This window comes from Polaromonas sp. P1_E12, from assembly GCF_056405975.1.
This window is the reverse complement of sequence record NZ_JBFUBB010000001.1, coordinates 374004-387016: the sequence shown is the minus strand read 5'-3', so window position 1 is coordinate 387016 and position 13013 is coordinate 374004. Positions and strand designations below refer to the sequence as shown.

Genomic DNA, 13013 nt, shown 5'->3' with positions numbered 1-13013 from the left:
ATCTGGACCGGCCCCTCTAGCCCGGTAGGTCGCACTCACTAGGGAAAACATTGATGATGAATCATTGTTCAACCCCTTTGAAGGAAACACCATGACCGCCAAAAACCTGTCTACCGTTGCAACCGACCTCATCGAGTCTTCCGGCAACACCGCCCGCCACGTGATCAACGCCTACCGCGCCGGCGGCGAGCGCGCAGTCATCCTGCTGGAGCAGCGCTGGAACCGCGCCCTGAAACAGTCGCGCACCGAACTGACAGCCGAAACGGCCAAAAACGCCACGGCAGCACAACTGGCCTTCAGCGTGTACTACACCAAGGGCCTGATGCTGACGACCAACGGCGCACAGCAAGTGGTGAGCCAGCTGGTCAAGGTTCTGGAGAGCGGCGTGGAACGCGCTGCCGCCAATGCCAGCCTGTTTGAAGAAAAAACCGGCGTGACCACCCTGAACACGCTGGCCCAGGCCACCGCACCGGGCGCCCTGGCACTGAGCAAACTCGCCGCGCAGATCGAGCAGAAGACCGCCCAGCTCGCCAGCAAAATTGCCGGCGACCAGGCCAGCACCGCCAAGCGCAAAACGGCTTTCAGCCAGCGCCGCACCGCCAAGGCTGCCTGAGAATTTCTGAATAAAAGAGGGTCATAGCCCTTTACCGACGGGCGCAAGCAGCTATCAAATCAATAGCATACTGAAGGAGCGCATTCACCCCAAAGAAAAAGCCGCCTTTCCAGGCGGCTTTTTCACGAGCGAAATCCGGAGGCTTGCTGACCAGGCAACTGCAGACCGCGCTTGAAATGCCGGCCACGGCCCCCAGCTGCGCCTGATGACCGACCCTCTCCACATCGTCTGCCCGCACTGCCACACCACCAACCGCGTGCGCGCCGACCAGCTCGGCAGCGAGCCAACTTGCGGCAGCTGCAAGAAGGCGCTGTTTACCGCGCATTCCACCGCGCTGGACGAAGCCGCGTTTGACAAACACATCAGCCGCAACCAGATTCCGGTGCTGGTGGACTTCTGGGCGCCGTGGTGCGGGCCGTGCCGGCAAATGGCGCCGGCCTATGAGCAGGCGGCAGCGCAGCTGGAGCCGCAGGTACGCGTAGCCAAGGTCGACACCGAAGCGGTGCCCAACCTGGGCGCGCGTTTCAACATCCGCAGCATTCCCACGCTGGCGTTGTTCAGGGATGGCCGTGAAGTGGCGCGCCAGGCCGGCGCCATGGGTGCGGCCGACATCGTGCGCTGGGTGCAGGGTAATTTGCGCTGAGACCATCAGCCGGCGCTATGCTTTTCATAGCTGCTTGCGCCCGGTCGTATTAGCCTGCAGGCACTTTTCTTAATCATTTTTGTGCGCCCGCGCCGGGCCGCGTCCACCCGCTCAATCAGTCGAGCGCGGCGTCCGCCACCAGGTAGCGCCTCACCAGGTCAAAAAATCGGTCGTAAAAGTCATCGGCGGTGATGGTTTCACTGCCCACCTTGACCATGGACTCATTGCTCGACGTGAAGGGCAGCGAGACGGAGCCAATGGCGCCCACACCCAGGCTGGCGGAGTTGTTGGTCTTTTTCATGGCGTAGCTGTCCTGCAGGGCCGTGACAAAACCCAGGCTCACTTTTCCATCGGGCGTGTCGGGGGCGCACACCACGCGAACCACCATTTGCAGGTGCGCCTCGGGCTCGGGCTGGAAGGCTTTTTGCCCTTCCACCAGTTCGGCGCTGGCCATGTTGATGATGTAGCCCTGGCTCAGCAGTGCACGCCGCGAGGCCTCGCAGGTCCGTGCAGGGGTGGCGTCAAAGAGGCGCGAATACGTCTGGGTGGAGGCAAACTTTTCCTGCAGCGGAAATGCCTTGGCGCCGGTGACGCAGCCTGTCAGCAGGGGCGACAGGCCGCATGCTGCCAGCAGCAGGGCGGGGAGTCGGCAGGATTTCCAGAGTTGCATCAAAAGGGAAGTTTCCACAAGGGTAAGAGGTGTCTCATGCACAAGGTGTCACCATACCTCCAATACCTCCGCTAGAAGCGCCAGCTCACGCATCGGGTGCGTCGCAGTTGTAGCAAATCGTTCGCGAGGCCAGCTGGCCGGCCGAAAAACCGGCTCGCTAGTTCGGTTCGCTACGCCGGCCCGCTATTTCTGGTCCGCGCCTGCGGACCAGAAGACGGCGCTCCATTCCAGCGGGTTAAAGCTCCGGTCGCGGTTGTATTCGAGCGTGCCGTTGGGCAAGGTCCAGCGCAGAACCGGACCGCCCATCCGCGAAACAATGCCTGCGCGTTCCGCTTTTCCGTACTGCCCTACCAGGCGATCAAGCCACCTGCCGTGCACCCACCAGGGAACATGCACCACCGTGGAAGTCAGGCGGCCCTTGCTGAAAAAAGCCACGAGCATCATTGCGGGTTCCCCATCGGCTTTGTCCACAGCCGCATGGCAAAGCCGGTCGGTCCCGGCAGGCCCGCCCTGCTGGTTGGAGCAGCTCAGGAACACTTCTCCAAAATGCTTGCGCACAGCGGCTTCGTCCATCTGGCCGGAGAGCTGGGCGTAGCGCATCGTCACCGCGGGTGATTCGACGCGCAGGTAGCCGTAATAGACCTCCAGGCGGTCACGGTTCAAAACCCCTACGACGGCGACCAGACACACCAACACCGCCAATACCGCCAGCACGCCCCACTTGATCCACTTTCCGGTCACCGCATTCATGATTTAACCCTTGTTGCACCTCTGCTCCAGCCCCGAAGCATATCCGGCATCGCGGCCGGCGCCCGTGGCACAAACGACACGGCAACCGGGCTCACAGGCTCATAATTGGCCCGCCGCTCTGAAGCAGAATCCGATTTGAAGACACCCGCATCACATCCATGACCCAAAGCCCGCACCGCCGCCCGAATTCCGGCTTTGTCAGCCTGCGCTTTGTACTGGTGGCCTGTGCGCTGCTGGCGGGGTTGCACTGGTGGTTTTCACCCAACACCTTCCGCGCGGCCGGTGTGGGCAACGACCTTGCCTGTCCGCTGCCGCCGCAGGTCAGCACCGGCGACGAGCCGCTGCAAACCGGTGTGCCGGGCGACATGGCGCCTTTCGTGCTGAAAGCCGCGACCCTGACGCCGCTGGCGGGCTTTAGCGTGGACGCGCGGGTGCTGTCGCGCGAAGACTACCGGATGGGCAACGAGGCCACGCTGTCGCCCACCGACCTGGCTTTAGGCTGGCAGCGCATGGCCGACGACAAGGTGTTGTCGCAGCTGATGATCAGCCAGTCGTCACGCTGGTACTACTACCGGTGGGACAACGAACCACCACTGCCGCCGCCGGAAATTGCACGTAGCAGCGCCAACATGCACCTGATCCCGGCCACGGACGCGGTTGCCAAAGCACTGACCCGCGTGAAGCGCAACGACCGCGTGCGCATCGACGGCTGGCTGGTGGAAGCGCAGAAACCCGACGGCTGGCGCTGGCGAAGCTCCACCGTGCGGGAAGACACCGGAGCCAGCTCGTGCGAGGTGGTCTACGTGTGTTCCATCAGCCGGCTGTAGCAAACGCCTGCCTTGTCCCGGCGGCTCAAGCCACCGCCCGGCCATTGATCTGCCCGGTGGGTACCTGGTAGTTGCGTTCGTCAAACAGGTCGATGCCGCATTTCAGCGATTCCGCCCAGTCAAAAAACTGGCCGATGGCCGGGCCTTTTAGCGGCGCGCCGTGCTGGGGCACCAGCATGGAAATATCCAGCCGGCGCGCCATGGCCACCCACAGGCGCAGGACCTTGTTCGACACCATGTAGCGTTTGTGAAAGCCCTCCATCAACGGCAGATGGGGCTTCAGGTCGGTGACGGGCACCTGCGCCGTTCGGCCGGACATCATCGACACACCCAAGTCACCGGTGAACAGGATGCGGCTGATGGGATCGTAAAAATGGAAGTTGCCTTCCGAGTGCAGGAAGTGCGCGGGCAGCAGCCACAGCTCGCTCTGCCCCAGCGGCAACCGCCCGCCGCTGTCGGGCACGCCGACCAGGCGCTGCTCGGTCTTGCCGACCTTGGTGAAGTGCGGCACAAAACGCTCCCACACACGCGAGATCACCAGTTGCGCCGGAGTGGACGTGAGCCAGCGGTCCAGCGAGGCAATGATGTCGGGGTCGGCGTGGGAGGCGATGATGTAAGACAGTTTTTGCGGGCTGAAGTGGCGCGACATGCCCAGGAACAGTTCGTTGAACGCCAGGTTGCCGCCCGGGTCGATCACGGCGCCGGTGCCGTTGTCGACAATCAGGAACTGGTTGGACTGGACGGCTTGCCCGTCTTCTTCGATCAGGTCGGTGAACATCAGGCAGGCATGCCTGTCGTCACGGTAAAGCTCTATGGGCATGGCTGAATGCGTGCGGCGACGCAGAAAAAAAAGCAACTTTATAAGCGGCCTGCTGCTCGCGTATTGATGCAGATCAATGACACGCCTGAAGCGCGCGCCGCCACCCACACCGGCGCAACACGAGCAATGCCGCAGGCAAAAAAAAGCGCGCCGGCGCTTCAATGAGCACCGGCGCGCCTTGCTTGCGCATGGCAGCTGTCCAGGCACCGCGTGGCGGCGCCCGGAACAGCGCTCTACTTAACCGCTTAACCGCGGCGGCGGTTGTTCATCATGCGTTCCACGTCGTCGCGCAGCGATGTCAGCTCATTGCGCAGCTGACGGCGCTCCTGCGCGGTCACCACGCCGTCGGACTTGAATTGGGTCTCATGGCGCTCAATGCGGCGTTCACGCTGGTGCAGCTTCGCGGCTTCGCGCTGCGTGATGCGGCCCGTGCGGACGCCTTCGTCAATGCGCTGGCTGATCTGGAATTCACGGTTGTCGATGCCGGGGGTGCCGGCGTTGTTGCCCGGCCGGCCCGCAACTTCGCGGTTGGCCATCTTGCGTTCCACTTCGGCACTGAGACCATCCAGGTCGGCGCGCAGCTGCTGGCGCTCTTGCGGTGTGGCAACGCCATTGGATTTAAAGCGTGCCTCGCGAGCCGCAATTTCGTGGTCGCGGCGGTACAGCACCTGCGCTTCGGACGGTGTGATGTGGCCGGAGGCCAGACCCTGCTGAATGCGCGCGCTGATGGCTTGCTGCGCCTGGTCAATGCCGGGTGTGTGAGTGCCCTGCGCCATGGCGGGTGCAAACCCCAGGCCGGCGAACAGGGCTGAGGCCAGCAACGAGACAGTGAGGAATTTCGATTTCATGGGGTTCTCCTTGGAATGCTTATGCGTTTGATTGCCAGCAACCCGGTGGGCAACTTGCGGTGGCGGCGATAAATCTCCGGTTCGGCAAGCGGCTGTCGGGGCTGCTCCTGAATCGCTGCTTTTCAAAGACCTGGTGAAAATGCTTTTTTGCGCTTCAGTGAAACCATTGTTGGCCCGCTCTTGTGAATGCCGTGTAAGGCAAACGGAGCTTTACCCCGTCATTACGCAGTGATTACCCTCGCATTACCTCGCGCTTGCAGTGGTGTCCAGATGCGCTTTGGCATGGTTAGACTGTGCGCATGCTGATCATCCCTTCGCTGAGCCGCAAGCAGCTGCATCCGTAAGACAAGACGCCGGCCGCACACCCGGCTCCACCCGATAATCTGAAATAAACCGGCACGACGCATGGACTCGCATCACCAATCCCTTCGCCGCCAACTCCTGCTGGGTGCTGCCGGCTCTGCGCTGCTGCTGGCTACGGCTTGCTCCAGAAAGGCCGGCCCCAAAGGCAAGACCCTGCCCAAGGAGGCCACCCTCCTGTGCCTGGGCGATTCGCTGACCTTTGGCTATGGCGCCCCTGCGGGCGCCAGCTACCCGCAGCAGCTGGAACTGTTGACCGGCTACGTCACGCAGAACGCGGGCATCAACGGCGACACAGCGGCCGGCGCACTGGCACGGTTGCCGGCGCTGCTGCAGGAAAACAAGCCGGGCCTGGTGCTGGTGTGCATTGGCGGCAACGACTTTCTGCGCAACATGCCGCCGGACGGCACCCGCGCCGCCATCAAGTCGATCGTGCAAACCGCCGCTGCCAGCACGCAGGTGGTACTGATCGCACAGCCCAAACCCGTGCTGCTTTCTGCCGCCATGGGTTCACTGAAAGACCATGAGGTGTATGCCGAGGTCGCCGCGGAAACAGCCACCCCGCTTTTTTCAGATGCCTGGTCTTATGTGCTGTCACGCAGCGAATTGCGTTCTGACCAGATCCACGCGAATGCGGAAGGCTACAAGGTCTTTGCCGGGCGCCTGGCCAGCTGGCTGCGCGACAGGAAATTTGTGGCCTAGAACCCCGGACCAACGTCAGGCGTCACCCAGCCCTATAGGCGCCGGCGCCTCCATCACGATGCGTGTGAAGAGGCGGTCATACACCGGGTCTGCGGCGTGCTTGCCGCCAAGCGGGTCGCGGTTTTGCTGGAAGGCGGCGTCCAGCTCCTTCCAGTCGGCCTCCGTGAGTACTTTTTCAGCCTGCGGCAAGATGACTGTTTCTTCGAGCCGCATGTGCTCGAGGTAAAACTCGACGTAGCGTTTGCACTGCGCCTCGAACTCGGGCTTTCGTTGCTCGCCCAGCAGTTCCCAGGCAAGCAGCAGGTGCTGCAGTTCACGCACGGCCTTCTCGCCGCTCATGTGGTCGCGCTCCAGCTGCTGCACCGTGGCCATAACCGATGGCGCGGAGCGCACCACGCGGGGAAACAGCAGGTCCGACTCTTTCGGGTGATGCAGGCGCTCGGGGAACTCGTCGATATAAAACAGCATGGCCCGAAAGACGTCGAAGAACTGCTGCGCACGGTCGCCCGGGCCGCGCGCCACCATGAGCAGCATGGAACGCAGCATGGCGGAAAGGGAGGCGTGCTCATCAAGGATGATCTGCACGCTGGCATGTTTGTGAATGGCGGTCTCCGGCGGGTAAGTGCCACCAAGAATGCCACCAGGTTCTCCCCCGGACTTGATGAAGATCAAACCACGCGGATTTTTCCAGCCGGTATCGCCCCGGGAACGAATATCGCCCCACCCCCTTCCCATTGAGGCGATGGCTTGACCTGCATCAAAGCCGTTTGGCGGCAGCAACCTAAAGTGGAACCGCCTCCTGCTCAAGGTTTGCCGCGCCGGCGATGAGCCGCCCAGGATGACAAGGAGATTTGCCATGTTCAAACATATCCTTCTACCCACCGACGGATCGCCCGCTTCGGAACGGGCGATTGCACGGGCCGTAACCTTCGCCAGGGAAGCCCGGGCCAGGATCACGGGCTTGCATGTGATGCAGGAGTTCCACCTGCTGACCTACCGGGTCCAGATGCTGGAAGACACGCGGGACCAATTCATGAGGGAATGCCAGGCGCAGGCAGAGGCATTCCTGTCTGCGCTGAAAGACGCCGCCGACAAGGCGGGCGTGCCTTGCGAAACCGTTTGTGTCGCAGGCGACCACCCCTACGAAACCATCGTCCGGATGGCGGACGGCAAAGCTTGCGACCTCATCGTGATGGCTTCGCACGGCCGCAAGGGCATCACCGGGTTCCTACTGGGCAGTGAAACCCAGAAGGTGCTGTCTCACAGCAAAAAACCGGTGCTGGTACTGCACTAGAAACCACTATGCCAAAGGAGCTCATCATGAAAAAAAACGCCGGCACTGCCGACCGCGCGGCACGCATCGTGGCGGGACTCGTCATCCTCAGCCTGTATTTTGTGGTGGAGCCCGCCTGGCGCTGGTGGGCGCTGCTGGGAGTCGTGCCCCTGCTGACAGGGTTGCTGGGCTGGTGCCCGGCGTACACGCTGTTTGGCATACGGACCTGCAAAACAGGCCCCACGTGACCCCGTGCGCGGTGGCTGGCCTCAGGGTTCGTCGGACCCGGACCTGCCGGATTTATCCGGCCGGGGAATCTTCTTGAACTTGATCAACCGGTTGGTTTCGATCTTGTCTTTTTTCACCTGGCGCTCGGCGTCGAGTAGCCGGCCGGCGGTCGCCCATTCGGCAAATTCGTCAGGCGTTTCCAGGGTCACACGGCCCAGCGTTCCCGCCCGGAATTCGTAGATCACGATCTCGGCGGCCTTTTGCAGGTTGACCCGGCCCTTGGAGAGCACCGCGCCGCGCTTTCGGCCGATTTCTTCGAGCAGTTGCTCGTCGGTGATGCCGGGCGTGACTTCGACCTTGTAGCGCGCCTCCAGCAAGGCCGGGTAGTGCTTGATCAGGTAGTCCAGCAGCTCGAGCGCCACCTCTTCCTCATTAAAGGCGTTGCGGCCAATGGCACCGCTGGCGGCCAGGTTGTAGCCGCTTTTGGCCACGATGATGCGCGGCCACAGCATGCCGGGCGTGTCCCATAAATAAAACCCGTCGGCCAGTACCAGGCGCTGCTCGACCTTGGTGATGCCGGCTTCGTCGCCGGTTTTGGTGGCGCGCTTGCCGGTGAGGGTGTTAATCAGGGTGGACTTGCCGACGTTGGGAATGCCGCAGATCAGCACCCGCATAGGCTTGACCATGGTGCCGCGTGTTGGTGCCAGCGCGTGGCAGGCGTCGATGAGGCGGCGGGTGGGCGTGGTTTCGCTGGCGTCGAGTTCGATGGCGCGGGTGGCAGGCAGGCTGTTGTAGTGATCCAGCCAGAGCGGCGTGCGGGTGGCGTCGGCCAGGTCGCGCTTGTTGAGCACCTTGAGCGCGGGCTTGGCGCTGGTGAGCTCGGCCAGCATGGGGTTGGCGCTGGAGCCGGGCAGGCGCGCATCAAGCAACTCAATGACGACATCAATTTCCTTGATGCGCTCACTGATGGCTTTTTTGGTCAGGTGCATGTGACCGGGAAACCACTGGATGGCCATCGGGATCTTTTCTTTCTGGGGTTCGGGTTTGGGGGCATGGGGCGAAGACCCCTGCGATACCCCAATTGTCGCCGCATACCGCAAAATACCCTCCTGGCGAACAAGGCACCACCAGCAGGGGCCGCGGAACCGGCTCTGCCGGACCGCAGGCGCCGCCCCCTGCAAGGGGGGAACAGGCTACACGCAGTGAGCCTGGACGGGGGTGTACTTGTTAATAAGTGGTTAATCAGCCATCGGCACGATCAATGCATGGCGTGCACTGCGCCTGGCAGCCCCATCCTGTCACCCCACACAGCGACCCGAAAGAGACAAATCCGTGCACCTGCTCCTGGTAGAAGACGACACCATGCTGGCCGAAGCGGTGTGCGATGCGGCGCGCCAGATTGCCTGGACGGTCGACCACGTCGGCGATGCGCTGGCCGCCAAGCTGGCGCTGGTAGACCATGTCTACGAAGCCGTGCTGCTGGACCTCGGCCTGCCCGGCGATTCAGGCCTGGCCGTGCTGCGCGCCCTGCGCGGGCGCTACGACGTCACGCCGGTGCTGATTCTCACGGCGCGCGGGCAGTTGAGCGAGCGCATCACAGGGCTGGACGCCGGCGCGGACGACTACCTTGTCAAACCCTTCCAGCTCGATGAACTGTGGGCCCGCGTGCGTGCCGTGATACGCCGCAGCCAGGGCAAGGTGGTGCCGGTGCACACCTATGGCGACGTCAGCCTTGACCGAAGCAAACGCGCTGTGACGCGCAGCGGCGTGCGGGTGGCGCTGAGCGCACACGAATACCGCACGTTGCTGGCCCTGCTGGAGCGGCCCGGCCACGTGGTCACGCGTGACCACCTGGAAGACGTGGTCTACGGCAACACCTCGGCGATTGAGAGCAACACGATTGCGGTGTTCATCCACCAGCTGCGCCGAAAGCTTGGCGAGCACCTGATCACCACCGTGCACGGCCAGGGTTACATGATCGGCGAGGCCCAGCCTTGAAGTGCGTGTTCGTCAGGTCACTCAAGGGTCGCATGCTGGCGGTTCTGGGCGCGACCATCACGCTGTGCTGGGCCGGCGCGCTCACCGTGCTGCTGGTGTACACCCTGCGCGGCCAGAGCGACCGCTGGGACAGCAAGCTGCAGGCCATAGGCACCAAGATCCTGACGGCCATCCCCAGCGGCGCAAAGCTCAAACCTTCCTTCAGCCACGGCCTGCAATTGCGTAACGAGAACATGCCGCGCGACGTCAACCTGACCTTCCAGGTCTGGACGAACCGCAAGGAGCTGATCGTTCGGGCACCGGATTCTCCGCGCGTCCCGTTGCTGCCGTCCTTCAACGATGGCTTTACCAGTTCCACCGTCAACGGCGAGCGCTGGCGCATCTTCTCGGTGTCCGACAGCACCGGTGAGGTCAGCGTGCAGGTGGCCGTGCGGCACAGCGTGATCGACGAAGAAATACGCAACAAGATCTTTGCGTTGCTGGGCCTGACGACGATGCTGCTGACCGTGGCCGGCCTGCTCATGTGGTTTGCGGTGAACAAGTCGCTGCGCCCCCTGACGGCGCTGGAAACCGCCGTGCGCAGCCGCCGCAAGTTTGACCTCACGCCGCTGCCGGTAGCGCAACTGCCCAACGAGATCCGGCCACTGGTTGAGTCCTTTAATCACCTGCTGGACCAGCTGGACCAGGCCATGCAGGGCGAGCGGCGTTTTATCGGCGATGCGGCCCATGAGCTGCGTACGCCTTTATCTGCGCTCCAGGCGCAGGCCCAGGTCGCCTTGCGCGCGGCCACGGTGGCCGACAAGGACGCCGCCCTCGTCAAGCTGCTGGCGGTTGCCGAACGCAGCACGCGCCTTTCTGACCAGCTGCTGGATCTGGCGCGCATGGACGCGGGCGTTCATGCGCCGCAAAAAAGCCTGGCCGATTTGAGCGAGCTCATCATGCATGTGAGCCAGGAGTTCGACATGCAGGCCCAGCAGCAGCGCCGCAGCATCATCCTGGCGCTCACGCCCTGCCCCATTGAATGCGACGTCGACGAGATCGGCATCCTGCTGCGCAACCTGCTGGACAACGCGCTGCGCTACACCACCGAGGGCGGCCGCGTGAAGCTTAGCTGCGGTTACCGCGGCGAAGCCGGCCGGGAACGGATCTGCCTGGAAGTGGCCGATGACGGCCCGGGCGTGCCCGATGCTGAGCACGAAGCGATCTTTCGCCGCTTTCACCGCGTAGCGGGCAACGGCGGGCGCGGCAGCGGCATAGGCCTGTCGCTGGTGGCCGGCATCGCGCAGCTGCACGAGGCCGCCATCGAAACCGGGACCGGGCTGGACGGCAAGGGCTTTTGCGTGCGTGTGCTGTTTCCGCTGCCGGCCGAGGGAGCCGGCTCAGCCGGGGTAGGCGCGGTGCCTGCGCAACCAGCTTAAGGAATGTATCCACCCGCGCCAGACTGCTTTCTTCACGAGATAGATTGTGTCGGTTCGCATGTTTGGTAACTCCTTCGTGTAAGGACCGCCGGAACTTGAAGTGCAGGGCCGCGGCCCGGCAGGCCCTGCAACGGGGTAGTCGAAGGACTCAGAAACGGTAGAGGTAACCCACACGCACACTGCTCTGGCTGGAGCGGTCGACCAGCGGGCTGTCCTTGATGCTGGAGCCCAGGTTGGTGGTGCTCAGGTCCAGGAAGATGCTTTGCCGCGGCGCGAGCGCATAACCCACGCGCAGCCCGGCTTCCAGGTTGACGGCCGAACCGCCCTGGTAGAAAGCCCGGCCGGCGCGCACCTCGGCGGCGTTCACGCCGTAGTAGTAGGACACGTATTTGTCGTCGAGCCGGGTCGCTGCCAGACGCGGCGTGATGTCGAAGCTGCCCGACTGGAAGCGGCGGTCCAGGGTCAGCCTGAACTTCGTGCCCTTGCTGTTGCCAGAGGCGTCGCCCAGCAGCTCGGCCGAGAGGTTGGCGATGTCGTTGCGCCAGATGGCCGCGCCACCCAGCCAGATGCCGTCCTTGCGTTCGTCCATGCCGGCCAGGAAAGGGGAGTCGGAAGCCTCATAGCCTTCCATCGAATAGCGCGCACGCAAGCGGAAGGACACCGGGCCCGCCGAAGGCAGCTTGAAGTCTATGCCCGGGCCGAAGACGCTGACCCATTTGTTTTCATAGGTGAGCAACGGCAAGAGCCTGGTCTTGTTGTCAAAGTCGCGGTAGGGCTTGCGCTCCACGCCGACACCCACACCGAGGCCCCACGAGGATGCCACCTCACCTTGGCTCTGGCCCTGCGCAGGCTGCGGCTGGGCGGCGGCTGGCTGGGCGAAAGCCGCCAGCAGGAACAGCGAGAACAGCGGAAGCGAAGCTTTTTCCGCTGTTCCGGCGGGGCGGTTTGCCGTTTGCCCGGCGGTGGATGGGGCGCTGGACGGCACAGGTTTGGCAGGACGGCGCGATTGGCGAGAGGTCATCTTCAGGTTCTCCAGTGGTTAAGCTGGAGCGGATCATGCCGACGCGAATTTAAGGAGTTCTTAGCGGTATTAAGAAATCGTTAAGTCTGGCCATTTGTGCCAGGCAAGCCTGCGGGCCTGTTACATCCACGCAAGCGCGATGAAGGACAATAGGTACCACGGCGCCGGACCGTCACTACAGCTACCAGGGCCACCCCGAGCGCCTTGCAACCCCATCTATCAAACCCTCCATGCCCCTGCCCGCAGCCCCCGACCAAAAACCCGTGATCCCGGCCCGCCGCCTGGCCGCTTCCACCCTCAAGGCCAACAACGAGCTGATGATCAAAGGCATCCTGTGTGTGCTGATCGGCCTCGGTGTGGTGGTGTCGCCCTACTTCATCACCTCACCGGGCATGCAGGGCATCGTCGCCAAATCAGCCTTGGTGGGCTGGTTTGCACTGGTGCTGGGCTGTGCATTCATCGGCCTGTACCTTCGCCGGCGCATGGCAGCCTCCGCCAAACCCTGACAGGCGCCCACACCAGGCCCATGCCCGAAAGCCTCACTGACCACAACGCCGCCCTGGCGATCTTCAGCGCCCTGCAGGAGCGCGCCGCTGCTGCGGGCATCCGCTTGCGGCCACCTCCCCCCGAGCCCACCACCTGCTGCGGTCGCGGCTGCAACGGCTGCGTATGGGAAGGCTGGTACGCAGCCGTGGCGCACTGGCGTGAAGACGCCGAAGAAGCGATTTTTAAATGCCAAATCGGGTCCTAGCCCAATACCAACCTGCGCCACCAGCTATTGAATTGATAGCAACCGCAGTAACCATGACACCGGATCAGCGGCGCCAGCAGGAGTGATTAAT

The 13013-nt window shown here is 63.2% G+C and carries 18 protein-coding genes; 11 read left to right on the top strand and 7 right to left on the bottom strand.

Going from position 1 to position 13013, the window contains the following annotated elements; genetic code table 11:
* The first annotated feature begins 91 nt into the window (after nucleotides 1–91).
* Both AC1D13_RS01860 and trxC read left to right on the top strand, forming a co-directional pair.
* Nucleotides 92–613, top strand: coding sequence for a hypothetical protein (locus tag AC1D13_RS01860; RefSeq protein ID WP_457279150.1), 522 nt, complete (start codon nucleotides 92–94; stop codon nucleotides 611–613).
* Between the two features lie 205 nt (nucleotides 614–818).
* A complete protein-coding gene (gene trxC / locus AC1D13_RS01855; RefSeq protein ID WP_477688834.1) occupies nucleotides 819–1256 on the top strand; it encodes a thioredoxin TrxC in 438 nt (145 codons plus the stop codon).
* Nucleotides 1257–1371: 115 nt separating this feature from the next.
* On the opposite strand, the gene AC1D13_RS01850 is transcribed toward trxC, so the two are convergent.
* On the bottom strand, nucleotides 1372–1926 hold the full coding sequence (locus AC1D13_RS01850) for a DUF2242 domain-containing protein (RefSeq protein WP_477688833.1): 555 nt from the start codon (nucleotides 1924–1926) through the stop codon (nucleotides 1372–1374).
* 183 nt (nucleotides 1927–2109) lie between these two features.
* Entirely contained in the window at nucleotides 2110–2676 is a 567-nt protein-coding gene (locus tag AC1D13_RS01845; RefSeq protein ID WP_457279152.1) for a hypothetical protein, read from the bottom strand.
* Nucleotides 2677–2834: 158 nt separating this feature from the next.
* Here AC1D13_RS01845 and AC1D13_RS01840 point away from each other — a divergent pair, with 158 nt between their 5' ends.
* Entirely contained in the window at nucleotides 2835–3503 is a 669-nt protein-coding gene (locus AC1D13_RS01840; RefSeq protein ID WP_457279153.1) for a hypothetical protein, read from the top strand.
* 25 nt (nucleotides 3504–3528) lie between these two features.
* Here the strand turns inward: AC1D13_RS01840 and AC1D13_RS01835 are convergent, their stop codons facing one another.
* The gene (locus tag AC1D13_RS01835; RefSeq protein ID WP_457279154.1) at nucleotides 3529–4323 is read right to left on the bottom strand and encodes an oxygen-binding di-iron domain-containing protein; all 795 of its coding nucleotides are present in this window, start codon (nucleotides 4321–4323) and stop codon (nucleotides 3529–3531) included.
* Between the two features lie 6 nt (nucleotides 4324–4329).
* Here AC1D13_RS01835 and AC1D13_RS01830 point away from each other — a divergent pair, with 6 nt between their 5' ends.
* Complete coding sequence (locus tag AC1D13_RS01830) at nucleotides 4330–4488, top strand: hypothetical protein (protein ID WP_457279155.1); 159 nt, start codon at nucleotides 4330–4332, stop codon at nucleotides 4486–4488.
* An 80-nt stretch (nucleotides 4489–4568) separates the two neighbouring features.
* Here AC1D13_RS01830 and AC1D13_RS01825 read toward each other — a convergent pair whose 3' ends face one another.
* Complete coding sequence (locus tag AC1D13_RS01825) at nucleotides 4569–5171, bottom strand: hypothetical protein (protein ID WP_477688832.1); 603 nt, start codon at nucleotides 5169–5171, stop codon at nucleotides 4569–4571.
* A 405-nt stretch (nucleotides 5172–5576) separates the two neighbouring features.
* Here AC1D13_RS01825 and AC1D13_RS01820 point away from each other — a divergent pair, with 405 nt between their 5' ends.
* On the top strand, nucleotides 5577–6233 hold the full coding sequence (locus AC1D13_RS01820; protein WP_477688831.1) for a GDSL-type esterase/lipase family protein: 657 nt from the start codon (nucleotides 5577–5579) through the stop codon (nucleotides 6231–6233).
* A gap of 15 nt (nucleotides 6234–6248) precedes the next feature.
* Here the strand turns inward: AC1D13_RS01820 and AC1D13_RS01815 are convergent, their stop codons facing one another.
* A complete protein-coding gene (locus AC1D13_RS01815) occupies nucleotides 6249–6836 on the bottom strand; it encodes a hemerythrin domain-containing protein (protein ID WP_477689135.1) in 588 nt (195 codons plus the stop codon).
* A 253-nt stretch (nucleotides 6837–7089) separates the two neighbouring features.
* Between AC1D13_RS01815 and AC1D13_RS01810 the strand changes: the two genes are divergently transcribed.
* Both AC1D13_RS01810 and AC1D13_RS01805 read left to right on the top strand, forming a co-directional pair.
* The gene (locus AC1D13_RS01810) at nucleotides 7090–7527 is read left to right on the top strand and encodes a universal stress protein (RefSeq protein ID WP_457279158.1); all 438 of its coding nucleotides are present in this window, start codon (nucleotides 7090–7092) and stop codon (nucleotides 7525–7527) included.
* 26 nt (nucleotides 7528–7553) lie between these two features.
* On the top strand, nucleotides 7554–7754 hold the full coding sequence (locus tag AC1D13_RS01805) for a YgaP family membrane protein (protein WP_457279159.1): 201 nt from the start codon (nucleotides 7554–7556) through the stop codon (nucleotides 7752–7754).
* Nucleotides 7755–7775: 21 nt separating this feature from the next.
* On the opposite strand, the gene ylqF is transcribed toward AC1D13_RS01805, so the two are convergent.
* A complete protein-coding gene (gene ylqF, locus AC1D13_RS01800; protein ID WP_477688830.1) occupies nucleotides 7776–8750 on the bottom strand; it encodes a ribosome biogenesis GTPase YlqF in 975 nt (324 codons plus the stop codon).
* A 316-nt stretch (nucleotides 8751–9066) separates the two neighbouring features.
* On the opposite strand from ylqF, the gene AC1D13_RS01795 reads away from it, so the two are divergent.
* On the top strand, nucleotides 9067–9732 hold the full coding sequence (locus AC1D13_RS01795; RefSeq protein WP_457279161.1) for a response regulator transcription factor: 666 nt from the start codon (nucleotides 9067–9069) through the stop codon (nucleotides 9730–9732).
* A gap of 5 nt (nucleotides 9733–9737) precedes the next feature.
* Nucleotides 9738–11150 (top strand): ATP-binding protein, encoded by a 1413-nt coding sequence (locus AC1D13_RS01790; RefSeq protein ID WP_477689134.1) that lies wholly within the window; start codon nucleotides 9738–9740, stop codon nucleotides 11148–11150.
* A 148-nt stretch (nucleotides 11151–11298) separates the two neighbouring features.
* Here AC1D13_RS01790 and AC1D13_RS01785 read toward each other — a convergent pair whose 3' ends face one another.
* The gene (locus AC1D13_RS01785) at nucleotides 11299–12171 is read right to left on the bottom strand and encodes a MipA/OmpV family protein (RefSeq protein WP_477688829.1); all 873 of its coding nucleotides are present in this window, start codon (nucleotides 12169–12171) and stop codon (nucleotides 11299–11301) included.
* 230 nt (nucleotides 12172–12401) lie between these two features.
* Between AC1D13_RS01785 and AC1D13_RS01780 the strand changes: the two genes are divergently transcribed.
* Both AC1D13_RS01780 and AC1D13_RS01775 read left to right on the top strand, forming a co-directional pair.
* Nucleotides 12402–12677, top strand: coding sequence for a hypothetical protein (locus tag AC1D13_RS01780; protein ID WP_457279163.1), 276 nt, complete (start codon nucleotides 12402–12404; stop codon nucleotides 12675–12677).
* A 20-nt stretch (nucleotides 12678–12697) separates the two neighbouring features.
* Entirely contained in the window at nucleotides 12698–12922 is a 225-nt protein-coding gene (locus AC1D13_RS01775; protein ID WP_477688828.1) for an oxidoreductase-like domain-containing protein, read from the top strand.
* The last annotated feature ends 91 nt before the right edge of the window (nucleotides 12923–13013 follow it).